This is a genomic window from Ruminobacter amylophilus (genome assembly GCF_900115655.1).
GTDB classification, from domain to species: Bacteria; Pseudomonadota; Gammaproteobacteria; order Enterobacterales; family Succinivibrionaceae; genus Ruminobacter; species Ruminobacter amylophilus.
Map to the genome: position 1 here is coordinate 1 of NZ_FOXF01000006.1, position 24,388 is coordinate 24,388.

Sequence of the window (24,388 nt, forward strand, 5' to 3'; positions counted from 1 at the left end):
GGATGTTTTAGGTTCCGTCAGACTGGAAGAAGCCAGAAGGCATCAGGACAAAGCCCGAGAATTCAAAAAACAGGTTAAAACTGTTAAAGATAAAGAAGTCCTGAGGGAACTTAAACAGAATATTCGGGATGAAAGTCAGCGGTACACCAGACTGAAAAGAGCCCGCTGGTCCGTGTTAACCGACAGCCGGAATCTTAGTGAAGCAGGAGAAGAATTCTTAAATGAAATTCTTAATACGCACAATGATCTTGCCACCTGTTATGCCATGAAAGAAGAAATGAACCGTCTCTTTGAATTACGAGACAAAGAAGAAGCCTACTACGGATGGATGAAACGGTTTATGGCAGCGAAGGAAAGTGGAATACCGCAACTTCAGAAATTTGCAGAGTTGAAGGAGCGGCGTCTGAGAGGATTGGTAGCTCACGCTACTCATCCTATCAGCACCGGAAAATTAGAAGGTATGAACAATAAAAATAAAGTGGCTAAAAGAATTGCATACGGCTACAGAGATGAGGACTATTTCTTTACTCTAATTCGATACCAGTCCTCTCTCGGATTCCCAACAATTCCGTGAAGAGCCTTATTTTTTATGTACCGGATTTTATTCTCATAAACTCCGGATACCGGACTGTTTCAGCTTAGAGCTTGTTGAAGAATACAGCAGCTCCGAGAGGTTCGAGAGTAAAGCTGTAGGTGGTGCCTGCAGGATAAACTTCTTCTTCTGAACAGGATGCCTTTGAGAGATCCATGTACTTCAGAGAGATTGCGGCTGATTCATCAGAGAAGAGGCTGTTTTCAAATGTTACGTTGATCTGCTTGTCTTCCTGAATGTTCATTACCACGATTACTTCGGAATCACCGTAGGTCTTCTTGACTGCAAAGAGATTGCTGTCAGTACCGATATCGGTCATGGTACCCATTGAAAGAGCCTTTGAATTGTTACGGATCTTCAGCATTTCAGATACGTAGTTCTTGAGGTTTTCCTGATCTGAGCTGAAACCTCTGAACTGACCGGTTACACGTGCAACATGGTCGTCATAGTAACCCATTTCATTCTTCTGAACGTCAAAGTTAGGGACTTCCTGACCCCATTCATCGCCGTAGAAGATGGTGATAGGACCGCTTAATGAGGCGATAACGGTATGTGCCAGTCTGTAACGCTTCCAGTATTTATCGGAATCGTAGTTGCCTGAAGAGAGAGCCTTCTTCTTTACGCCTCTCTGAAGCAGGTCGCCGAAACGTACGAGGTCGTGATTTGAGATGAAGTAGTTAGGTACTGCAAAATCAGGATAGGTGTTTTCAGCGTTAACGAGTTCGTTCTGGATTGTGGTGCCCTTGTGATTGTATGCTGAAGATTCTTCAACTGCCAGAGCTTTTACGATACCGTAACGGGTATTGAAGGCAAAGTTTGACTTAAGACCCGGGAGTGAGTCGGAACCGTAACCGTACTGTGTAATCTGGCTGTCGCCTGACCAGATTTCACCGACCATGTAGCCGAGAGGATGAACGGTTTCTCCGTTTCTGGTGTAGGTGGTGTTCTTTGCGGCTTCTTCAACAGCTTCTCTGATTTCCTTCCAGTTCTTTACAGGAACCTGATAAGCCTGGTCGAGTCTCCAGCCGTCGATCTTGTATTCAGTAATATAGTGGGCAGCAAGTTCCTTGTAGAAATCAAGGGTTGCTTCCTGAGAATGATCCGCACAGAGAGTGCCTTCTCCGGCAGTGTAGGTTGAGCCCAGACCCTGACATACGTCGGTTGAAACGAGAGAGATGTATGACGGAGAGGTCCTTGAAATGGTTGACTTGAAGTGACCGAATACACCGTCAAGGAATACGTACATTCCTTTGGCGTGAGCAGCGTCAACCAGAGTTCTGAAGGTGTCTTCACTGCCGAAATGAGGATCAATCTTGTAGTAGTCTTCACCGAAATAACCGGTGGCGTCAAGAGGAGTAACAGGAGTTGAGGTATCGGCACTCTGGAATACAGGAGTTAACCAGATTGCATTGATGCCGAGGCCCTTGATGTAGTCAAGCTGATCAATAACACCCTGTATATCACCCTTGTGATTGCTGGTGCCGTAGCCGACGTCATAGTTAATGTTGTTGTCACCGTTGTTGAATGCTTCCACCATAATCTGATACATGCGGATGTTACAGATGTCTTCAACGGCGGTGCTTGGATTGTTACAGAACAGATTATTCTTGTATGTTGATGCTTCCTTGAGGGTTGCGTCCACAACAGTGATTTCGCCGCCTTCTTCGCTGCTGCTGCTTCCGCAGGCTGTGAGTGAGGTTGCAAGAAGGGTTGACATGATTGCCAAATATAATTTGTTCATGGTGGATTTCATATAACTAAAATTCCCTGTTATCTTATTGTTGATGATTTTTTAATTTTTAAAACAAATAAAAACAAAACGTGATGTTTTGTTTTTTATTGTGTCAGTCTATCTGACTCCGTGTTGATGAGTATAGCAATTTTTAGAGCTTTTATATAAAAAAAATACTGTTTTGCATAAATTTATTTGTAATTGTTAGAAGCATGTTAAACAAATGTGTGATTTGACGGAGTTTAATTTTAACGAATTGTATAAATAGCTGAAAAATGACTGTTTTAGTACAAAATCAGGAAATGTTATTTTACATTCCCTGAAAGAATGAATGGATAATAAACCTTGGAATATGGTTAAGAAGCATTCTTTATCCTGTTGACGGATGCATGGTTTCAGTTCCGGTCGGGAGGCCTAAATATTATGAAGTTTATGAAGTGTTCATGTCTGAGAAATGCTGCCGGTGCTGCAGCGGTGATTCTCGCATCTTTTTCTTTCTGCAGTCCGGTTCTGGCGGCAGTTCAGTCTGATAGCGTGGCGGCTGGAACTGAAGGTTCTCAGAACAGGGTTCTTGTGGCCTATTTTTCCAGAACCGGTGAAAACTATGCCGTAGGCAGTATCTCCTCAGGCAATACATATCTTGTCGCAAAAGAAATTGCCGAACAGACCGGAGGCAGACTTTTTGAAATCAGAACCGCCTACAGCTACCCTGCCGATTACGGTGAATGCGTAAAGAAGGCAAGAGAAGAAAAGGAAGCGAACACAAGACCGGAACTTGCTGAAAACATAGATGTTTCTCCATATGACGTAATCTATCTCGGAGCTCCGGTTTGGCACGGGGATCTGCCGATGGCAGTCTACACTTTTCTGGAAAGCGGTGATTTTTCAGGCAAGACGGTAAGACCGTTCAACACTCACGAGGGAAGCGGAAGCTCCGGATTTGACGTTAAAATCGGAAAAGCCGTTCCAGGTGCGTCGGTAACTGGAGTTCTCTCAATTCAGGGAAAGGAGGCCCAGAATGAAACTCATAAACTGCCGTTCAAGGTAAGAAACTGGATTAAGTCGGAATAATCCTTCGTGTTCAGATTTTCGGCCGTTTTACGCATGATGACGGCCGTTCTCCTTATTGACTCATATGGCGGATATATTGAATAAACGCCGTAATATCCGTATAATCAGCCTCGGAAATTACATTACTTTCAGGCCGGTAGCACGTGCTGCCGGCCGTTATCTGCGGATATTTTATTTTTAATCCCCGAAAGACAATAACTACATATGAATACAGCTTCAACCAAAATAACCTACAGCAGAATAGCCAAAGTTCTTGAAGATGCTCTTATAAGAGACCGTAACCGCATACTGGCGAAGGCCCGCAAGGTTTTCGGAACCAGACAGAGGCCTGTTGCCGAGCCTGATGAGGAAAAGGTGACCGAGCTAGCCCTTGAGGCCGCGGCTGCGGTTGAATCTGCTCAGAAACGTGCTGAAAAGATACCGGAAATAACTTATCCCGAACAGCTTCCGGTAAGCAGGGAAAAGGATGACATCATCAGACTGATTAAGGAAAATCAGGTGGTTATTGTTGCCGGCGACACCGGTTCAGGCAAAACCACTCAGCTTCCTAAAATCTGTCTTGAAGCAGGTTTCGGCCGTCGCGGCAAGATAGGTCACACCCAGCCGCGAAGACTTGCCGCAAGAACCGTGGCCGACCGCATCAGTCAGGAACTCAAATGCGAGCTGGGCACTGTCGTGGGTTATAAGGTTCGATTCGGGGACAAGACCTCAGACGATACCGTCATCAAGCTGATGACGGACGGTATTCTGCTTACCGAACTTGAGCAGGATCGCTTCCTTAATGAATATGAAGTCATCATTATCGACGAAGCGCATGAACGCAGTCTCAATATCGATTTTATTCTGGGTTTTCTGAAAGGTCTTCTGGAAAAGAGAAAGGACCTGAAGGTAATTATCACCTCCGCCACCATTGATCCCGAAAGCTTCAGCAGACATTTCGGTAATGCTCCGGTTAAGCTGGTGGAAGGCAGAACCTATCCCGTGGAAGTCCGTTATGAACCTCTTGATGATCTCCTTGATGACGAAAACGAGGAAATTGACGAGGACGTGCTACTTACCGGTATTCTCAGAGCGGTGAAATCTCTTGATGAGGAAATGATGGGAGATATCCTCGTCTTCATGAACGGTGAACGCGATATTGCCGAAGCGGCTGATTATCTGCGCAGGGCAAACCTACGTTCAACTGAAGTGCTTCCGCTGTATTCAAGACTCGGCGTTGCGGAACAGAACAAGATTTTTGCTCCCCACGGACTGAGACGCATTGTTCTCGCCACAAACGTGGCCGAAACCTCCGTAACCGTTCCCGGCATCAGATACGTGATAGATCCGGGAACCGCCAGAATCAGCAGATACAGTTACCGCAACAAGGTGCAGCGTCTGCCGATTGAGCCGGTGTCACAGGCCAGCGCAAATCAGAGAAAGGGGCGATGCGGCCGTGTATCCTCAGGTATCTGCATCCGTCTGTACAGTGAAGCGGATTTTATGGCAAGGCCTGAATTTACGGATCCGGAAATCCTCCGCACCAATCTGGCCGCGGTTATTCTGCGCATGATCAGTCTGCGTCTCGGCAGTATTGAAACATTTCCTCTGCTTGATCGCCCGGAACAGCGTCAGATAAATGACGGCATCAAGCTGCTTGAGGAACTGAGTGCGGTTTACAGGGATCGCAACGGGGAACTGAGACTTACCGAAACCGGCAGGCAGATGGCGGCTCTGCCGTGTGACCCTCGTCTCGGCAGAATGATGGTGGAGGCAGGAAAACAGGGGGCGCTGTCCGAAGTTCTGATAATCGCCTCAAACCTCAGCAGTCAGGAGGTTCGTGAACGTCCGCTTACGGCCAGAAACGCCAGCCAGGAATATCACCGCCGTTTTGATGACGACCGTTCCGATTTCATGGGAATCATCAATCTGTACAATTATCTGAAACAGCAGATGGATGAGCTCAGCGGCAGTGCCCTGAGAAAGAAGATGCGCAGGGAATTTCTGTCATACATGCGCATGAGGGAATGGCTGGACATTTATGCCCAGCTTAAGGATGCGGTGAAAGATCTCGGACTTAAGTTCAATGAGGCTCCGGCCACTTATGAGGAAATTCATAAATCACTCTTAAGCGGTCTTTTAAGCATGATCGGCATGCGCAGTCCTGAAGGCAGTGAATATATGGGGACCCGCTCAAACAGATTCATGATTTTCCCGGGCTCCGGACTTGCAAGAAAGAACATCAAGTGGGTAATGGCCGCGGAACTTACGGAAACCAGCCGTCTTTTTGCCCGTATGGTGGCTGAAATAGATCCTCTGTGGGTTGAGCATTACGCAAAGGATCTCATTAAATTCTCGTACAGTGATGAACACTGGAGCAAAAAGCAGGGGGCGGTCATAGCCCTGCAGAAGGGAATTCTGTACGGTCTTGCCGTAATTAACGGCCGCAAGGTCAACTATACCTCCATCAATCCTCCTCTCTGTCACGAAATGTTCATCAGGGAGGGACTGGTCGGCGGAGAAATGATTACCGACGAAGCCTTCTTCGCCAACAACCGCCGCCTGATAAGCGAGGTGGTTGAGCTGGAGGAAAAATCACGCCGCAGAGATCTTCTGGTTAACGACGATACCCTGTTTGCCTTCTATGATGAGAGAATACCTGAGGATATCGGTGACGTAAGAACTTTCAGTTACTGGTGGAAGGGGAGGAAGAAGCAGGATCCGGAATACCTTAATTTCAATCTTGAAATGCTCAAGCAGCAGGATACCTCCATGGTGTCAGCGGACAAGTACCCGGATCATCTGACCGTCGGCAAGTATAAGCTCAGACTGGAATATAATTTTGATCCTACCGCGGAGAACGACGGCGTCACCGCCGTGATTCCGGTAAGCGTTCTTAATCAGATTCCTTCCGACGTGTTCGAATGGCTGATTCCGGGACTAAGACTTGAACTCTTTACAACCATGATCAGAATTCTTCCGAAAGCACTGAGAAAATGCTTTGTTCCGGCACCTGATTACGGCAATATACTGTTCGAGGCTCTGGATCCGTCAATGGGAAGCTTCAGGGATGCCATCTGCCGCAAGATGACCTCACTCAGCGGTCAGCAGGTTACCTGGGACGATTTCGACATAAGCCAGCTCCCGAGACACCTGACATTCAACTTCAAGGTTACCGACATCAGAAAGAAGGTTCTGATGGAAGGCAGGGATCTTGAACACATCAGACATACTCTGAGAGACGAGGTTAAGGCATCTCTTGCCGAGGTCGTAAAGGAAATGCCTAAGCAGGAGGGAATAAAAAGCTGGAATTTCGACACTCTGCCTAAAACCCAGAGCCGTATGGTCGGCGGAATGGAAATCGTGGCATATCCCGCACTGCGTGACCGCAAGGACAGCGTAAGCCTGGAACTGTTTGAAACGGCTGAAGAGGCCGACAGACAGATGTGGCAGGGACAGAAGCGACTGATTATGCTTACGATTCCCGATCCGATAAGCTACCTTGAGAAATCACTTCCGAACAGAGCCAAGCTGGCGATGTACTTCAATATGGTGGGCAACGTCAGAATCCTGATTGACGATCTGGAATCCCTGGCTCTTGACGATATCATGAGCCGTGCCGGTGGCGTGGCCTCGACGACGGCGGACTTCAACAGACTGGTAAACGCCGCCAAGGAGGAGATTTACGATACAGTGCACCGGCTTTCACTCATATGCGAAAGAATTCTGGTCAAGGCCAATGATGTCCGCAAGAAGCTGAAGGGGAAAATGGATTTCCGTACCGCATACGCCTACAGTGACATGGGCGGGCAGCTTACCGCTCTGATACACAAGGGATTCGCCACCGAGTCAACAATGGAATTCTTCCCGAGACTCGAGGTTTATCTTGATGCGATGCTGAACAGAATTGAAAAGGTTCAGATTGATCCCAACCGTGACACGGTGATGCTCAACAAGTTTAAATCCGTTGAGGACAACTACAATTCGCTCATGGGGCTCTTTGCCGGCAGAACCGTGCCTGCAGACGTGCATCGTGTAAGATACATGCTTGAGGAACTCAGAGTTTCGTATTTTGCCCAGAGTCTGAGAACAATCAGTCCGGTTTCCGACAAACGTCTGAATGTCGAAATCGACAGACTGAGAGGACTTTACCGCAGATAGACCGGTATCCGCAGGCAGTTCTCGCATGAGCGGAACACCCCGGAAATGAAAAATTTTATCTATAAGGCCGGTTCCGGCCTTATATCTCAAAAAAATTAAAAAAACAGTATCAAATTTGTTCAGTATTGGTTATAATCCGCAATGCTGAATACGGTTTATGCTGATCGTGTTCGTATTGGAATTCGGTCCATGGAAGGATTGAATATATTTGTTGACCGTCTCTACAGGATGTTAGGGCGTTTTTTTATTTAAATATACAGTTATAAAATATGAGTTTTGCAGAATTATTCGAAGGCGCAAATACTTCTTCATTCAAGAAGAGTGTTTTAGGTCAGTTAATCCACGGTATCGTTGTTAGAATCGAAAGCGATTTTGTATGGGTTGACGCTGGTTTCAAGTCTGAAGGTCAGATCCCTGTTTCTGAATTCAAGAATGCTAACAATGAATTAGACGTTAAGGTTGGCGATCAGGTTGACGTAGTACTTGAAAGCATCGAAGACGGTGATGGTAAGACCATCCTTTCTCGTGAAAAGGCCAAGCGTCTTGAATCTTGGACTAAGCTTGAAAAGGCTTACGAAGAAAAAGAAATCGTTAAGGGTATTGTTGACGGTAAGGTTAAGGGTGGTTTCACCGTTGCTATCGATAATATCCGTGCATTCCTTCCTGGTTCTCTCGTAGACGCTCGTTTACAGAACGAACAGCTTGAAGGTAAGGAACTTGAATTCAGAGTAATCAAGCTCGATCAGGTTCGTAACAATGTTGTTGTTTCACGTCGCGCAGTTTCTGAAGATGACGATTCAGCTGATCGTGAAACCGTACTTGCAAGCCTTGAAGAAGGCAAGATTGTTAAGGGTAAGGTTAAGAATCTTACCGATTACGGTGCATTCGTTGATCTCGGCGCCGGTGTTGACGGTCTCCTCCATATCACCGATATGGCTTGGAAGCGTGTTAAGAACCCAGGTGAAGTTGTTACCGTTGGTGATGAAATCGAAGTTAAGGTTCTTAAGTACGAAAAGGAACGTTCACGCGTATCTTTAGGTCTCAAGCAGTTAACCGCTGACCCATGGACTGATGTTGATAAGCGCTTCCCTAAGGGAGAAGAATTCCCAGGCGTTGTTACCAACATCGCTGACTACGGCTGCTTCGTTGAACTCGAACCAGGCGTTGAAGGTCTCGTTCACGTATCTGAAATGGACTGGACCAACAAGAACGTACAGCCTTCATCAGTTGTAAACATCGGTGAAAAGGTTAAGGTTAAGGTTCTCGAAATCAGCGAATCAGGTCGTCGTATTTCTTTAGGCCTCAAGCAGTGCAAGCCAAATCCATGGCAGCTCTTCAGCGAAAACCACGCTAAGGGTGACAAGGTTGTTGGTAAGGTTAAGAGCATCACCGATTTCGGTATCTTCATCGGTCTTGAAGGCGGTATTGACGGTCTCGTTCACACCACTGACTTAAGCCACGAAGCTGGCAGCGATGCTGCTCACAAGTACACCCGCGGTGAAGAAGTTACTGCTGTAGTTCTTAACGTAGATCCAGAAAGAGAACGTATTTCTTTAGGCGTTAAGCAGCTTGAAGAAGACGCTATTTCCAAGTTCCTTGATGCTCACAAGGAAAGCATCCTCTCTGGTACTATCTCTGAAGTTGAAAGCAACAAGCTCGTTGTTGACCTCGGCGACGGCATCAAGGGTATCATCCGCGCTTCTGACGCTTCATCAGATCGTATCGATGACTTAGCTGCTGCATTCAAGGTTGGCGATACCGTTGAAGCTAAGAGAGTAGGTATTGACCGCAAGAACGGCGTAATCTCTTTATCAATCCGTGCTAAGGACGAAGCTGAAGACAGAGCTGCTATCGAAGCTATCAAGAAGTCTAACAGCGAAGTTGAAAAGGGAAGCAACGCTATGGCTGAAGCATTCAAGAATGCTAAGCAGTAATAGCTGATTTTTAACCGCAAGGTTAAAATCTCTTAAAGCAAACGGCACCTTCATGGTGCCGTTTCTGTTTTTAGTGTACAAATTAAGCAATATCTTGATATATGTTGTTAGATCAATGTTGTTCAATAATGTATAATATTAACATCCGTTAGATTTGTTTTTTATTTGTTCGGACCTCGTTTATGTTAAAGAAAATTCTTACCGTTGTTTATGTACTGCTTTTATGTTTTGTTGCCGTTCTTGCTTTAACCATCGGGGTTTCAAATTCAGCCGTTGCTGAATTCAATGTTCTCTTTGTAAAGACTGAAATGACAGTAAGTACCATCAGTGCGATATCTCTTCTTGCCGGTGTCTGTCTTTCAGCACTCGTTTTCGGCTGGGTTATAGTTAAACTCTGGTTTAAATGTTATGCCTACAGGCTCACCATAAGAAGACTTGAAAAGAAGTATTCTGAATGTGCCGATGAGCTAGAGAGTGCCCAGGATAAGCTGCTTATAGATTATGGTGATAATAAGGACTAATCCTGACTGAGGAATTTCTTGAGTTATGTTCGAACTGTTGTTTCTGCTGCTGCCTGTAGCCGTGTTCTACGGTTACGTAATGGGAAGCAGACAGGCTAATAAATCACAGCAATCGGAGAAGACCAGAAAGATCGGCTTTCTGACGAAGGGAATCAACTATTTCCTTTACAGAGATAAGGAAAAAGCCGTTGATGAATTCATAAGGTACTATGACTCCGATGGTGAACACAGTTTCGAAGAGGGGCTTGCTCTGGGAACACTCTTACGCGAAAGAGGGGATCTCGAAAAAGCCATTCGTTTCCATAATAATCTTCTGACCACCGCTAAAATTGAACCGGTTCAGCGTACGGCCGTTCTGCTTGAGCTGGCCAGGGATTTCATGAGCTCAGGTCTTCTGGATAAGGCGGAAGACATCTTAAGGGAACTTATCAGTTATAACTCCGCCAAGAAAGCCTCAGTAAGACTTCTGGTAACTCTCTACGAACAGGAGAAGGAGTGGCAGAGAGCCATAGATCTTATAGATTCATTCAAACAGTTTGCCGATGAGGGAATTCTGAAAAGACAGTCTGAATTTTACTGCGAGCTGGGAAATGAATCTTATTCCCGCAAAAATTATGCAAAGGCCAATGATTATTTCAAAAAGGCCTCCATCGTTAATAAAGGCTGTGTGAGAGCTTATCTCAACATGGCTAAGATCATGATTGAAATAGGGCAGACCAAAAATGCCCTGACCTATATTCAGGAAGCCGTGAAATCTGATCCTGAGATGATTCCTATCTGCCTCAAATCACTGGCAAAGTGCTTTTATCCCGGACAGGAGCTGCAGCATCTCGAGGTTCTGAATTCATGGCTGCAGTTGTCTGACAGTCCGCAGCTTGTCATGGCCGTGGCTGATCTGATTATGGCCAACAAAACTCCTGAAGAGGCTGAAGCCTTTGTAATGCGACTCCTCAAAAAGTCTCCGAGTTTTGAACTGTTCAGTTACATCCTCGGAAATCTTTACGAAGGTCTTGATCCGAAGAATCAGGAACGTTTTGCCGTGCTTAAATCCATTATGGATGCTCATCTTGCAGGTAATTACCGTTATATCTGCAAACACTGCGGTTTCAAATCGTCCGTTCTGTTCTGGCAGTGTCCGAGCTGTCACCGCTGGGAACAGATGAAACCTCATCAGATAAGTGAATGGGGGGCAGGCGGCGTAAGAACGGTCGCAGTGGAAAAGCCTGAAAAGGACGGTTGACACACCGCCGGCATAACGGCTTTTTGTATAAAACAATTCTTTTAATCGAAAATTATTACAGCTGAGGTTATATATGAGTAATGTGGATCCAAAGGTTATTGTAGCTCTGGATTTTGAAAAAGAGGCTGAAGCCATGAATCTTGTTTCCGGTCTTGCTGCCGGAGAATGCCGTCTTAAAGTCGGCAAGGAAATGTTTACCCGTTTCGGACCTCAGTTCGTTACCCGTCTGAACAACATGGGCTTTGAAGTATTCCTGGATCTCAAGTTCCATGACATTCCTAATACCGTGGCTAGAGCTGTTGCCGCTGCCGCCGATCTCGGCGTATGGATGGTTAACGTTCATACCTCAGGCGGTCCGAAGATGATGGAGGCTGCCGTAAAGTCTCTGGAAAGCTTCGGCAGTGACAGACCTCTTCTTACCGGGGTAACCGTGCTTACCAGCATGGATGAGGAACAGCTGAGAAGCATCGGTATTACCGTTGATGTTAATCAGCAGGTTTCAAGACTTGCTACCCTGGCCCGTGACTGCGGTCTGGACGGCGTGGTATGTTCCGCAAGAGAGGCTGCAATGCTGAGAAGTTCTCTTGGCAGTGAATTCAAGCTGGTAACTCCGGGAATCCGTCCTAAGACTGCTGATGCCGGTGATCAGATTAGAATCGTGACTCCTGAGGATGCCCTAAAGAACGGCTCAAGCTATCTTGTTATCGGAAGACCTATCACCAGAGCGGAAAATCCTCTGGAAGCACTAAGAGCCATTAATGAGTCAATCAGAAATATCGACTGACAGCCGGTATTCCGTTTGTTTTCATAAGTAAACTTCATATTAAAACCCCGTTATCAGTCAGTTGAATAACGGGGTTTTGTACTTTATTGGGCTGTCAGTACGGTATATCAGAGTTTAAACTTATTGATATTGTCGGACATCTTCAGTGAAATATCATCAACCAGCTCAGATGATGACTGGGCGTCACGGGCGGTATTTGCCGTCTTTCTGGTTGCGTCCGTTATCACGTGAATCAGGGAGTCGATTTCACTGCAGGTAATATCCTGCTGATGGGTTGCCGCGGAAATATGAGTCAGTTGCTGGTACACGGTGTCTACCGTGGTATTTATGTCATGAAGACTCTGCTCAAGTTCATGGGAGCGTCCTTCGATTTTTACGATATCCTCCAGATGGGATTCCATTGCTTCGGAGATGCTGTCAGCCATTTCCTGAATGGTGTTAATCATGTCAGTGATTTCCTTGGTTGATTCAGCTGTTCTTGATGCAAGGGAACGCACTTCATCGGCAACAACCGCAAAGCCGCGACCGTTTGAACCGGCCCTGGCAGCTTCAATTGCGGCGTTAAGTGCCAGCAGATTGGTCTGTTCGGCAATGTCTCTGATGGAATTGATAATGAAGCCGATATCCTTTGTTTTTTCACCGAAAGCCTTGATTTTTACTGAGTTTTCGTGAGTTCTTGAGCTGTGCTGTTTGATTTCTTCCACTGCTTCCCTGGTGATATCCATGCTGGATATTACGGTCTGATGAGCCTTGGAGGAATTATTGAATGCTTCTGAACAGTTCTGGGCAATTTCAGTAAAGGTTTTTGCCATTTCAGTACAGGCTTCTGAAACGGAAGTTGCCTTTTCAAAAATCTTTTCATTACTGTCGTAAACAGACATGTTGGTCTCTTTCATTTTCTGAGTGTTCTTGTTCAGCTCATTTGAGTTTGATCTGATGGCTGAAATGATATTTCTCAGGTAATCAACCATCTGATTGAATGAATTGGCAAGAGTGCCGATTTCATCATCTGAATCAAGTGATACAAAGGTTCTGAGATCCCCTTCAGACAGAATGTGTGCATCCTTGGCCAGAGTTCTTATAGGTGAGATAATTGATCTGCCGAGTAAGTACATGTAAATAATTATGGAGAGCAGGGCAATAATTGCAACAATCAGAAGTGATAGCGGGTTGGTTGATTTTTTAACATCAACAACAATGTCTTCAGTGAATTTGTTGGCAAAGCCGATGAGTTTGTTTACCTCATTATCAATACTTGCCCCGATAGGAACCAGATGCTCTTCAATGGCAAGGAATGCATCGCGTTTGTTGCCTTCCTTGGTCAGACGGAATACATCTTCCTTTGCCTTATCATAGTTTTTAAGGTTTTTTTCCATCTGATCAACGATTTCGAGGCAGTCTTCGTCGTGTTTGCACCCTGAATGGATTACGGAAATAACGTTGTTGAAGTTCTCTCTGTTTCTCTGATAAGCCTCGTTGAAGGAATTAAGCTCGTTGTCATCAATGGTCATGGGAGCTTTGATGGCACTTATACGGAGTTCCTTAAAGAGAGCTTCTGCGTTTCTTGCCGCATCAACAAATGTGATGCAGGTGCGAAGATCCGGTAGCTGTTTTGTAGCAGCATTCATTTTGTACAGAGATATCGTGATTACTATGGCGAATGTAATCAGAATGTATACTGACATCAGCTTCAGCTTGCTGGATACAGTTAGATTGTTCAACATTGTTATGCCTGCTATGAGTGATGAATATATTTATCCTAAGTACTGAGTGTACTTTTAAGATTATTACACGTGAAAAAGCTGACGTCAGTGATCTGTATACAATATAAAATCAAAACAGGATCGTATTTTCAATATTGATAATACGATCCTGTTTTTATTTGGATGGTTTGAATTATAAAGTTTTTGTTTAGTGGACTGAACGACCTACAATCATGCTGCTTTTACCAAAGAAAAGTCCTCTGATTAAAGCCAGAACAGAACCTGCAATGGCTCCATAGAGATGTGCTTCACCACATGTTTTGTAGCTGAAATCTGCATCGGGATTTATCTGCTTCTCAATGGTGATTGTTTCACCGTAGACCTTTTGAGCCAGTTCATTGAATGTAAGTTCTGGCCAGTTAAAATCGACATAGAGCTTGATAATCAGACCGATGATGAGGATTATTCCCTTTACGTCTCCGTCTTTGAAATATCTTAATATGGCGGCGTAGGCAAACATTCCGTGAAGGGCTCCGCTCAGTCCGGAGTAGGTGCCTATGGTGTGGTTAACGAAGGCTATGCCGCATGTTACCGCAATGGCTGAAACCAGCAGGCTTGCCACCTTGTCAGGGTAGGTATTGACGTTTGGGCTGTAGAAAAGGAACCATATGATGGCGAGACCTATAAGATTTTCAGTCAGATGAACATTGTCAAAATGAGTGAAGTTTGCGGTAAGAAAAGAGAGATAGTGAAGCAGATCATGATCGTATCTGGTCCACATCAGATCGGCCGGATGAGCGTAGATTACGGAACAGTAAATACACGTTCCCGCAGCGAGCAGAAACAGAATAATACTGAGTACTTGATTTTTCATATAAATCCTCGCAATGCTTAAAGTATTGAATAGTAGTTTTTAATATTTTATGTCAGATCATATATTCAGGCTATCTTTATTGGTGATAAATCATAGAGTGCGTCAGAATATTGGCGGAAAAGCGACAGGTTACCGACTGATGAATCAGACTCCGTGCCGGATACTGTTCCGGCACTTTGTCCTAGGAGGTGCTATGGAAAAATCTTAATGACCGGCGAGTCGGACACTGACCGCAAGGAGACAACAGCCAATGACCGATCGTCAAGGAGCTTTATTCTGCGGCTTCGGCATTGCCGTACAGGAGCTAACGGCTATGCCTCACCTTATAATATACAAACATCGATACTGTTCGTACCGTCAGACACAGAATTTAATTTACGTGCCTGATATATTGTCATTATAGCATGTTTTTTAAATTTGGGAATAAAAAATATAGGTTATGTGATAAAAATGATACCCGATACTAAAAATGGTCGTTTAGTACGGAACTGAAGATCTAATGTGTTCCGAACTAAACATCAGTCCGTTATTTCATCATACTGTACGGTGTAAACGCCACTGCTACGGCTGAGGTGTTTTTACCTGAAAGGTGAAGTCTCTGACAGAGCATTGCGTATATGTCACAGGGAAAGCCTCCTTCCATTGTCCAGGTGTCACATCCCCGTTTGAAAGTGGATATTCCGGAGATATTTGGATATCTGCTGCCGAGGTGATTACTGGTTATGTAGTGTGAAACCTCGGAAGAGTAAGTGAAATTTTTTGATTCGATTTCCTTTACCAGTTCGTTGAATTCGCGTCTTTGTACGGGTGATAAAATTCTCATGCTGTTTCTCCTTATCATTTGTTGTATCTATGTTTTTCTCTCTGATTGACGTGTTAATTATATAGAGGGGAGACAGACTGATTTTTTCTAAAAACGTACAATCTGTTTTTCTGACAGAAAAACAAAGACAATGTCTGATGAGAAGCGGCAGAGGTCATGTTTAAGAACTGCAGCCTCATTCATGAACCTTCTGCATCTGAGGGCTGGATTATCCGGAGTGGAAAAGCTGAAATCAGTCGTTATTGTGATTTATGAGATAGTCGTCCATGCTTTTGCCTTCTCTTTTGATACATTCTCTGAATGAAAGGGGGGTTCTACCCTGACCGGTCCAGGTAAGTACATTGCCGTTCTCATCGGTAAATTTGTATTTAGGAGGTACGACTCTTCGGCGAATCTGTTTTTCGGATTCGGCTGACTCGGCAAGCATGGAAAGGTCGGTAGCGCTGATGTTGTTCTGAGCCATGATGGCTTTAATGGCATTGAGGGCTTCCTGTCTCTCTTTGCGCACTTTTTCACTCAGCTCTTCGTCAATCTTTTTTTCATCATGTATTTTCTGGAGCTTCTGGATTATATCCTGTATTTCGGAGGAGGTGAGATCCGCAACCGCGCTTTTAAGCAGTCTTCCATTGGTAAGAACAGAAAGAAAATCCATTATTGACTCCTTAAGACCTGATGATAATCACGAATAAGCCGATGAATAAAAGAGGAATAAATGAAGCTTATTTAAATTTTATTTAACCTGCTTTTGAATAATTTTAAATAAAAAAGAAAATTAAAACTACAGATGAATATCCTGTTTTGATAAAAATAAAGCGTAGAACACATGAATTTACGGCTGATGCTAACAGATGTTAATCAGAAATAGTTGTATCCTTATTTAAATACCATAAATAATTAAATGAATAAGCGCTGGAATCGTGAATGGAAAATTTATTAAAGCGGTGAATAAAAAAGGGAGCTTCAGCTCCCTTTTTGCAGTAATAATCCGAATTACTTCAGCTTCTGAGTAACGGTTTCGTAAATTTCACCGTTAAGACCGTATGGGTTAATACCGTGTTTAGCTTTCGGTCTTCTGTAGTTCTTGTTCTTTGAAACAACCTTTTTGATTTCTGAATCGCTCCATGCCTGATGATCAGGTGCCCAGCATGCAGCTGACAGATTGTCAAAGGCCTCTTTGTTTGCAGTATAGAACGGAATGTCATTCAGACCGACAATTGTCTGACCAGGCCATCTCTTCTGAGCCCATTCCAGAATAGCGTTTCTGGTCTGGAAAGGATCGTTCTTTGACCATGACTTGCGCATCTGTTTCCAGTATCCCTGGTAATCGAAATATTTGTGCAATTTTCCGTAGATGCCTACACGATCACGATACCAGATGATGCTGTAGTAGGTGAATACGCCGAAGATCAGAATAAAGGCCACGCCTGCAAACAGCCAGTGAGCATATCTAGGGTCTCTAGGAATATAGTCATTGAAACTGAAACCTGAAACTTCATATGTTGCGCCGGTAATGGTTGCTTCCTTCTTTTCCCCGTTGTTAGGGTTCAGCCAGGTGAACTTAACATCAGGAATGTTGAAGGTGGTGTGGTTCTTCTTTGGAACAAATACCTGCTTCAGGGTGAGTGTTGAAACGAACTTTTTGTTCTTCATCAGTTTTTCTGATTCTTTGGTTTTTTCAACATACACATCATAATCAGGTAAATCCGGAAGTTCTATTGCAGGGAACTGGGACAGGGCGTTATCAGTACCGCGAATAGTGATTGAGCGGGTGATGGCCTGACCTACAGATACTTCCTTTTCATCAGGAGTCCACTGTACAGCCACGGTGATGTTTTCTGATACAAGATGCTTGTCAGGATTCGGCTTTACGTTAATCTTCTGAATTTCACCTTTCTGGGTGAAAGTATTGTTGCTGCCGTTAGACTTGACGAAACCCTCAATGGTTGGACCTTCAATTACCTTTGCGCCAGGCTTGTTGAAGATAATCTTGTATTCACGAATCTGCGTCTTGTAAATAGGCTGATTAATGGAATTTTCCTTACTTACACGACTGATTACCTTTTCCTGATAAAGTTCAATGGTTGCGTCTTCAGCCGTAGGCGGAGTGTAGGTCTGAATCTTCACGTTAGGAAGAATATCAGTTTCCACACGATACATCACAAGCTGACCTTCAATGGCATTAGGATTACGCAGAAGAGTCTTGATGAAATTCTTTGCGTATGTCTTTGAAGTACGCTTTATCACATTGATCTGACTAGGGGATGAAGCCTTGCTCAGACCGCTGAAACTGAACGGTTCAATGCTGATAATGCCAGATCCATTGGTAAACAGCGGGATGTCCCACTTGTATACGGTGAGATCCTTGTTGTTTTCAGCCGGATTCTGAGTGAACCTAAGGTTGCCGATCTGGAACTTGTTCTTCAGATGTTCGTACTGAATGCTGCTTGCGGTAAGCTTAACGTTGGTAATTACCGTAACTCTGATGTTAAAAGACTTTCCAGAGAAGATTTCCTTATCAGTGGAAATCTTTATGGTGGTATTCTCTTCTTTTGCTTCTGCAGTTGAAACCAGTGCGGTACTGAAAGTGCAGAGTAAAACAAGTACCAGTAATTTAAAGAATAAACTTAGCTTTACCATTTCTGCTCCGTAATCTTATAAGTTTTCTTACTCTGCTGTAACGCCATTCTGCGCTGTAACAGTGTACCGGTGGTGGTGGTAGGGAGCGGGGCGTAACCCATGTCATTGCTTGCGGAGGTCAGACCGTTAAGCCTTGCTTCCTTAATCTGGGCTTCCTGACGGGCTCTTGCGAGTTCGTTCAGTTTGCGCAGATATTCGATAATTACTGTCTTGTTCATGCTGGCATCCGCATGCTCAGGGTTGAGTTCGAGAGCCTGATCGTACGCAAGGATTGCGTTATCAAGAGATGCAGCGTTGGTTGACTGCATATGGGCAAAACAGTTTCCGATATTGTACTTCGCTTCTGCATCGTTACCCATGGCTTCATATTCAGGAAGAGCCTTGTCGTAACGACCGAGTCTGTAGTAGGCATTGCCTCTCCAGAAATGATCGGTCAGGTACTTGAGAGCTTCCTCGTACTTGCCTTCCATGTAGAGCTGATGGCCGTATTCATTAGGGTGACTTGCAATGTAGTGCGGGCTCACTTCTTCATCAGCTGCCATGGCATCCTGAGGGTACATGACGGATGAAGTGAAGAGGGTGAACGCAAGTGCGATAACAAAGAAGTAGTTTCTGATAAAGCACACGGCGGTGATCAGACATGCTAGCATAAAGAAGTAACCTATGTCCCTATGTGTATATTTACTCTTTTCGGTAACTTTGTACTTTGAATGCTTATAGCTGTAGATCTTTTCCAGTAAAGGAGCCTGATCATTCATTTCAAAGTAAACCTGTGAACCTGTATCCTTGGCAATTTTGTGAATCAGTTCGAAGTTTGACTGAGCCATAACGGTGTTGCCATTCTTGTCACGGACAAAGGTTTCGTTTACGGGAATCGGAGAACCTGATGGTGTTCCGATAGCATAAATGTATACAGGGTAAGGACATTCCTTTATATAGGCGATGAGGTCGGCAACTTCTTCAGGAGTTGTCTTTACGTCATCAAGAACCAGCAGAATGTTACCCGGAGTCTTGTGGTCCTGGTCCAGAATCTTGCGGGCTTCCTTTAAGCCTTCAAGAGGATTTGAACCCTGAGCTTCTCTTGGCATGATTGCCGGATCAAGTTCCTGCAGAAGGTAGAGCAGGCTTGATGCGTCATCGGTAGGAGGGGCAACAACATAACTTTCGTTGGTAAATGCCACGATACCGATGTGACGGTGATCCTTTGAGGCGTGGAGAAGTTCAATGAGACTGAATCTTGCACGCTGGAAACGGTTCGGCTTCAGGTCGGTGGCAAGCATTGAAAGTGATGAGTCAACAACCCAGATCCAGTTTTCATCGTTCTGGAAACCTTCTCCGTCCTGCGGAATTGCAGGACCGCATAACGCTACAACTGCAAAGAAGTAAGGAATAACCAGCCATCCGAACTTTTTCCAGAGCTTTGGCTTGCTGATAAGCATCTTCTGCTCTTCTGATGTTACGGCAGCGTTGATGTTCTCATCCTCGTCGTCATCAAAATCATTCTTGATGTTCTTCTTAGGCTTGAGGTAGTTAATAATGTCTTCATTGATGAAGTTCTGCAGCTTGTAATGCTTTGCAAAGTCCACGTATACAAATATTAACGGTAGTAACAGTAATATCAGCCACCATGGACGTAATAATACGAAATCAGCCATTTATTCTCCTTACTACGATGCCGGTGCAGATTGATAAAATCAGGGAAATTAACAGTGGCCAGTGGTAAAGTTCCACTTCAGGCTGATATGAACGTGGGGCTTCTTCTGAAGCTTCGTTGAAGTTGATTTCCTGATATTTGTTGTGAAGCTGTTTGCCGTCTCTTGCACGATAATAGCTGCCATGTGTGATTTTGGCAATTTCGCCGAGAGTAAATTCGTCAATCTTGTCTGCCGCTGCACCTTCAGCATCGTCATCCATACCGTCAGAGGTGTTGTCTGAGCCGAAACCGATGGTGTAGATCTTCATATCGTGTTCGTTGGCGATCTGTGCAGCCTGAACAGGAGTCATGCCGGTAACGGTATTCTTGCCGTCGGTAAGAAGAACAAGAATCTTCTTGTTGGTGCCTGCTTCCTCAAATCTGTTAATTGCCATGTTGATGGCACCTGAGATGTTGGTAAGAGGACCGGTTGACAGCTTAAGATCAATTTCATCAGCAAGCTTGAGGAGAAGTCCCTTGTCAAAAGTGAGAGGAGACAGCACCTGAGCCTGATCAGAGAAAAGGATAATGCCGATACGGTCGTTTGAATTACCCTTGATACGTGAAAGGATGAATTCATGAACCTGTTCCTTTACGATATCGATACGCTGAACCGGCTTGTTTGCGGAATCAAGCATGTCCATATATCTCATGGAATCTGAGAGGTCAACAGCCAGAATAATGTCGCGGTGAGGCTGTTCAATTACGATTGGAGTATCGTAATAGATAGGTCTCATCAGGGCAATCATAAGGAAAACCCATGCGGCATAGGCAATACCGAAAATCATGTGAACTCTGTTCTTTGGTTCGGAATCAAGAATTTTTGGTAATGAGGTGATGTAAATGAATTCATCCTTCTTGCTTCTGCCCGGCAAAAAGCGGATTAAGATTGGCAAAAAGGCAAGGATCAGAAATACCCACCAGAAAGAACCAATTCCTAGCGCCCCCATATTCTTCTCCTTATATTAGAATAAATCCATTTCTTACATTCTTTAACCAACATTTTCTTTTCACTGATTGGAACTTCAATGTTCTGCCAGTCGTAGATAACTTCTTCCCAGGCATTTGTGAATGCTTCAAAGTTGGTGTTGCCTGTCTGATCCAGAAATCTGAGCCAGTTGAGACCGTATAACGGTGCCACAACGTCTCTAGGATACATAATAAGCGCAGTTTCCTTTAACCAGTAGTTGATTAAAGGAATGAAAGCTTCGTTATTGAGATCGATTCTGTTCAGGCGTTTAATAGCTGCAAAGAGCGGTAAAAGTCTGTAGACGGAGTAAAAGATAACCGCCAAAATGACAATAAGAACAATCCACCATAGAAATCCGTATGAGAAATCTACCGGCGGTTCGCCCTCATGGATATCTCTAAGTAAAGAAAAATCAAATTCCATGACTTATTCCCTATCCTGGTTTTTATTAGCCTTTGATAATGCTTCAGATACATCGATACAGATGTTGCGCTGTGATGTTTCTGAGAGAATACGGTCAATGTGATGTATTCTGTGTAAGCCTATACGGCGGTAATTTTCTACGAAGTTACTGTCGAGAGAGCTGATGAAGCCCTGACTTGAGCCGGTATCAATACCGATTGTACCTGACCCTTCGATGTTTACTTCAATTCTGTCATACAGCTGGTAGGTTCTTACAGTATGAGATTTGTTCAGACGTCTCAGGTAAAGCATTGAGTTGTCGTCTAATCTGTAGAAATCGCTGATGATGTGGAACACACTGCCTGGTCTTGCATGATTAACCAGCAACTTTAAACCGTCGCCGATGTTAAAATCAAAACTTTTTCTTCTTAAACCTATCTGGTAGGCGTCGTAAATCTTCTGAATGAATGCCAGAACATCCTTACGCATGCCACCGGGCTGGTGCCTGATAGGAGTGTTACCGAGAATAATCATGCCGGCAACCTTATCCTTCATTTCCAGAGCCTGCCAGGCACAGGATGCTGCAATCAGGGCACCGAGACGGGCCTTGAGCTGTCCCTGTGAGCCGAAGTACATGGCCGGGTCGAGATCAAGAATGATGTATACGTTACGATCGCGTTCCTCTCGGAACATTTTTGTATATGGTCTTCCTGTTCTTGCCGTTATACGCCAGTCGATGTTTCTGATATCATCGCCAGGAAGATAGGCACGAACTTCTGAAAATTCCATACCGCGTCCCTTACTCATTGAACGCAGAATACCATATCTCTGACTTGCCACCATTGTATTAGGTAGCAGCTGAGTCAGTGGAGGAACCTGAATAAGTTCTTCGAATGTAAGTTCAATCCCATTAGGCATTGAGTTTATCCTTTTATTGTTGTTATAGTCCAGGTTAAAGCAGCAGAGCCCATAAAATCAGGCAGGGGTTCCCCCCGGCCTGAAATAATGGACTTAACCTACAACAACCTTCTTGGTTAAGAGCTCAATTACGCGGTTTGCATCAACGCGGTCTGCTTCTGCTTCCATTGAGAGGAAGATACGATGTCTGAATACTGGATATACACAGTACTGAATATCTTCAGGAGCAACGTAATTACGACCGTCAAGCCATGCTTTAACGCGTGAGCAGTTAGCGAGCGCCATGGTAGCACGAGGTGAAACACCGCAGCTGATCCAGCGAGCCAGGTCGGTTGAGTCGTAGCTGTAAGGACGTCTTGTAGCCATGGTCAGGTTGATGATATAGCTTTCAAGAATATCCGGAATGGTTACGGATAATACATCCTTGCGGGCTTCAAACAGTTCTACCTGAGTGATTACAGGAGGCTGTTCCTTTGCTGCGTGCTTAGACTCGAGGTGATTCAATCTCAGAATCTGTAATTCGGTACCCTGGTCAGGGTAGTTTAACTGCAGATGCATGATGAAACGGTCGAGCTGTGCTTCAGGAAGCGGATAGGTACCTTCCTGTTCCAGAGGGTTCTGAGTTGCCATTACAAGGAACAGATCAGGTAACTGGTAAGTCTTACGACCAATGGTTATCTGACGTTCTGCCATCGCTTCGAGCAATGCTGACTGTACTTTTGCAGGAGCACGGTTGATTTCATCGGCCAACAGTAAGTGATGGAACAGAGGACCAGGCTGGAATACGAAAGTACCATCCTGCGGTCTGTAAATATCAGTACCGGTCAAGTCTGCAGGTAACAGGTCAGGGGTAAACTGAATACGGTGGAATCTACCCTCGATACATTCAGACAAAAGCTTGATTGCTCTTGTTTTTGCAAGTCCTGGAGGACCTTCAACAAGAATATGACCGTCCGCCAGTAATGCGGTTAAAAGACCGTCAACCAGTTCCGGCTGACCGACTATATTTTTGTTCATATAGTCACGAACCTTTATGATAGCTTCATTGGACATTTGCTATTATCCCTTTTCTGAGTTGTATTTTACCTTTAGAAACAAGCTGTTTTTAATGGTAGTATTATTTATTCAAAACTCTGTTTTTCTTCTCCTGCCGAATTGTTCGGCATAAATGTAATGCGTTACTTCAGGAGACTAAAATTTTAATAGAATATAGCATACATCATTCTTTATTTAAGAATAGATTTATCCAAAAATGTGTAGTCTGTATTGTTTTATAACGAGGTTTGGTTAATATTTTTTGGTGTTGCTGTTTTTTTAATCGATTATTAAGCTTTCTTTGTCGCTGATCGGTACCGGAAGATGCTCTGTCATGAGAATGATTTCAGTATTTGGACTGAATCAGGTGTAATCTATGCGGAATAATCAGAGAAAAAAACAGGTAGTAAAAATAAAACATTATGTTATTTCCGGAATCACGGTAAAGCGGTAAATTCCGTTCTTTTATCATCTGTTTCATACTGTGGCGTTCAAGCCTTTGATAAACATAAGAAACCGAATTTCATCATCTGCCTGATTCATATTCTTGCATCGGTTTTATACAGTCGTTTAAAAACTCCTCTTTTTTAATAATTTATCCTGGTTTTTTGATTAAAAAAGAAACAAATATACGAGGGATGTAATATTTTCATCACAAAAACGTCTGATAAATTTACATGGGGATCAAAATAAAATACGGATCTCAATTTTGCCGTATCATAATTGTTATACTTAAAGGGATAGGAACGGCTTTGACACTTGATTGTGAGTGGCCGTTGTATGACAGGCTGCATAATAACAATAAGAGACAACAATTATAATATTTCAGCCTTTTTTAAAGGACTATAACAACATGAGAATTTTCAAGAAATATACCCCGGCAATGATTGCAAGGTATGTGCGTACTTTTTTTAAGGGAAGACTGTATATACACGGACGTGGAGCATATGAATTTGATAAGGGGTCAGTGCTGATGCCTCTGGGAGCTGATGATAAGCATCGTGATACCGTAAGGGAACTCAACAGCTACATCGAAACAAGCAAGAGCTAACTGAACGTTATCGTTCACCTGCGTGCAGTACTACAGCAAAAAGGAATCTCTGTATAAAGAGGTTCCTTTTTTGTTTTACTGTCATTAATAATGAAATGAGACTGTAACGATTCAGTTTCAATGTCAGAATTAACGTATCTCAGTTTCCTGGTCAGAGCTGTCTATAACTGCCGTATGTAAGGATTCCGGCAATATTCTTATTGCAAACAATGTCAAGCAGTATATACTAATACAACTGTCCGCAGATGCCGTAACGGTATCGCAGCCG

19 protein-coding genes are annotated in these 24,388 nt (G+C 44.1%); 8 read left to right on the plus strand and 11 right to left on the minus strand.

Annotation, left to right across the window (positions count from 1 at the left end):
• Positions 1–574 (plus strand): transposase (locus tag BMY80_RS02685; protein ID WP_143066436.1); only part of this gene is annotated, 574 nt, incomplete at its 5' end.
• A 64-nt stretch (positions 575–638) separates the two neighbouring features.
• Here the strand turns inward: BMY80_RS02685 and BMY80_RS02690 are convergent.
• Entirely contained in the window at positions 639–2,333 is a 1,695-nt protein-coding gene (locus tag BMY80_RS02690; protein ID WP_177178477.1) for an alpha-amylase family glycosyl hydrolase, read from the minus strand.
• A 414-nt stretch (positions 2,334–2,747) separates the two neighbouring features.
• On the opposite strand from BMY80_RS02690, the gene BMY80_RS02695 reads away from it, so the two are divergent.
• The 6 genes from BMY80_RS02695 to pyrF all read left to right on the plus strand — a co-directional run bounded on the left by BMY80_RS02695 (position 2,748) and on the right by pyrF (position 12,014).
• Positions 2,748–3,395, plus strand: coding sequence for a flavodoxin (locus tag BMY80_RS02695; RefSeq protein WP_093140665.1), 648 nt, complete (start codon positions 2,748–2,750; stop codon positions 3,393–3,395).
• 204 nt (positions 3,396–3,599) lie between these two features.
• On the plus strand, positions 3,600–7,535 hold the full coding sequence (gene hrpA / locus BMY80_RS02700; protein WP_093140667.1) for an ATP-dependent RNA helicase HrpA: 3,936 nt from the start codon (positions 3,600–3,602) through the stop codon (positions 7,533–7,535).
• 269 nt (positions 7,536–7,804) lie between these two features.
• A complete protein-coding gene (gene rpsA / locus BMY80_RS02705) occupies positions 7,805–9,469 on the plus strand; it encodes a 30S ribosomal protein S1 (RefSeq protein WP_093140670.1) in 1,665 nt (554 codons plus the stop codon).
• A 182-nt stretch (positions 9,470–9,651) separates the two neighbouring features.
• Complete coding sequence (locus BMY80_RS02710) at positions 9,652–9,990, plus strand: lipopolysaccharide assembly protein LapA domain-containing protein (protein WP_031578073.1); 339 nt, start codon at positions 9,652–9,654, stop codon at positions 9,988–9,990.
• A gap of 25 nt (positions 9,991–10,015) precedes the next feature.
• A complete protein-coding gene (locus BMY80_RS02715; protein ID WP_093140672.1) occupies positions 10,016–11,230 on the plus strand; it encodes a tetratricopeptide repeat protein in 1,215 nt (404 codons plus the stop codon).
• A gap of 73 nt (positions 11,231–11,303) precedes the next feature.
• Positions 11,304–12,014: an orotidine-5'-phosphate decarboxylase gene (gene pyrF, locus BMY80_RS02720; RefSeq protein WP_031578070.1), complete on the plus strand. Its 711-nt coding sequence runs from the start codon at positions 11,304–11,306 to the stop codon at positions 12,012–12,014.
• Positions 12,015–12,121: 107 nt separating this feature from the next.
• On the opposite strand, the gene BMY80_RS02725 is transcribed toward pyrF, so the two are convergent.
• From BMY80_RS02725 to BMY80_RS02770, 10 genes are all read right to left on the minus strand, one after another.
• Positions 12,122–13,738 carry a HAMP domain-containing methyl-accepting chemotaxis protein gene (locus BMY80_RS02725; RefSeq protein ID WP_093140675.1) on the minus strand — a complete coding sequence of 539 codons (1,617 nt, stop codon included), beginning with the start codon at positions 13,736–13,738 and terminating at the stop codon, positions 12,122–12,124.
• A gap of 187 nt (positions 13,739–13,925) precedes the next feature.
• A complete protein-coding gene (locus BMY80_RS02730) occupies positions 13,926–14,591 on the minus strand; it encodes a rhomboid family protein (RefSeq protein WP_093140677.1) in 666 nt (221 codons plus the stop codon).
• Positions 14,592–15,117: 526 nt separating this feature from the next.
• A complete protein-coding gene (locus BMY80_RS02735) occupies positions 15,118–15,414 on the minus strand; it encodes a hypothetical protein (protein WP_093140680.1) in 297 nt (98 codons plus the stop codon).
• Positions 15,415–15,646: 232 nt separating this feature from the next.
• Positions 15,647–16,066 (minus strand): H-NS histone family protein, encoded by a 420-nt coding sequence (locus BMY80_RS02740; protein WP_093140683.1) that lies wholly within the window; start codon positions 16,064–16,066, stop codon positions 15,647–15,649.
• Positions 16,067–16,404: 338 nt separating this feature from the next.
• Positions 16,405–18,051: a BatD family protein gene (locus tag BMY80_RS02745; protein WP_093140686.1), complete on the minus strand. Its 1,647-nt coding sequence runs from the start codon at positions 18,049–18,051 to the stop codon at positions 16,405–16,407.
• Positions 18,045–19,706, minus strand: a complete 1,662-nt coding sequence (locus BMY80_RS02750; protein ID WP_093140688.1) for a vWA domain-containing protein — start codon at positions 19,704–19,706, stop codon at positions 18,045–18,047. Before BMY80_RS02750 ends, BMY80_RS02745 begins: the two co-directional genes overlap by 7 nt.
• Positions 19,699–20,694 carry a vWA domain-containing protein gene (locus tag BMY80_RS02755; RefSeq protein ID WP_093140691.1) on the minus strand — a complete coding sequence of 332 codons (996 nt, stop codon included), beginning with the start codon at positions 20,692–20,694 and terminating at the stop codon, positions 19,699–19,701. Before BMY80_RS02755 ends, BMY80_RS02750 begins: the two co-directional genes overlap by 8 nt.
• Positions 20,682–21,137, minus strand: a complete 456-nt coding sequence (locus tag BMY80_RS02760) for a DUF4381 domain-containing protein (RefSeq protein ID WP_093140693.1) — start codon at positions 21,135–21,137, stop codon at positions 20,682–20,684. The genes BMY80_RS02755 and BMY80_RS02760 overlap by 13 nt, the downstream gene beginning before the upstream one ends.
• Before the next feature lie 3 nt (positions 21,138–21,140).
• Positions 21,141–22,034, minus strand: a complete 894-nt coding sequence (locus BMY80_RS02765) for a DUF58 domain-containing protein (RefSeq protein WP_031578061.1) — start codon at positions 22,032–22,034, stop codon at positions 21,141–21,143.
• A gap of 93 nt (positions 22,035–22,127) precedes the next feature.
• Entirely contained in the window at positions 22,128–23,087 is a 960-nt protein-coding gene (locus BMY80_RS02770) for an AAA family ATPase (protein ID WP_031578060.1), read from the minus strand.
• Between the two features lie 835 nt (positions 23,088–23,922).
• On the opposite strand from BMY80_RS02770, the gene BMY80_RS02775 reads away from it, so the two are divergent.
• Positions 23,923–24,120, plus strand: coding sequence for a DUF1107 domain-containing protein (locus tag BMY80_RS02775; protein ID WP_031578058.1), 198 nt, complete (start codon positions 23,923–23,925; stop codon positions 24,118–24,120).
• The last annotated feature ends 268 nt before the right edge of the window (positions 24,121–24,388 follow it).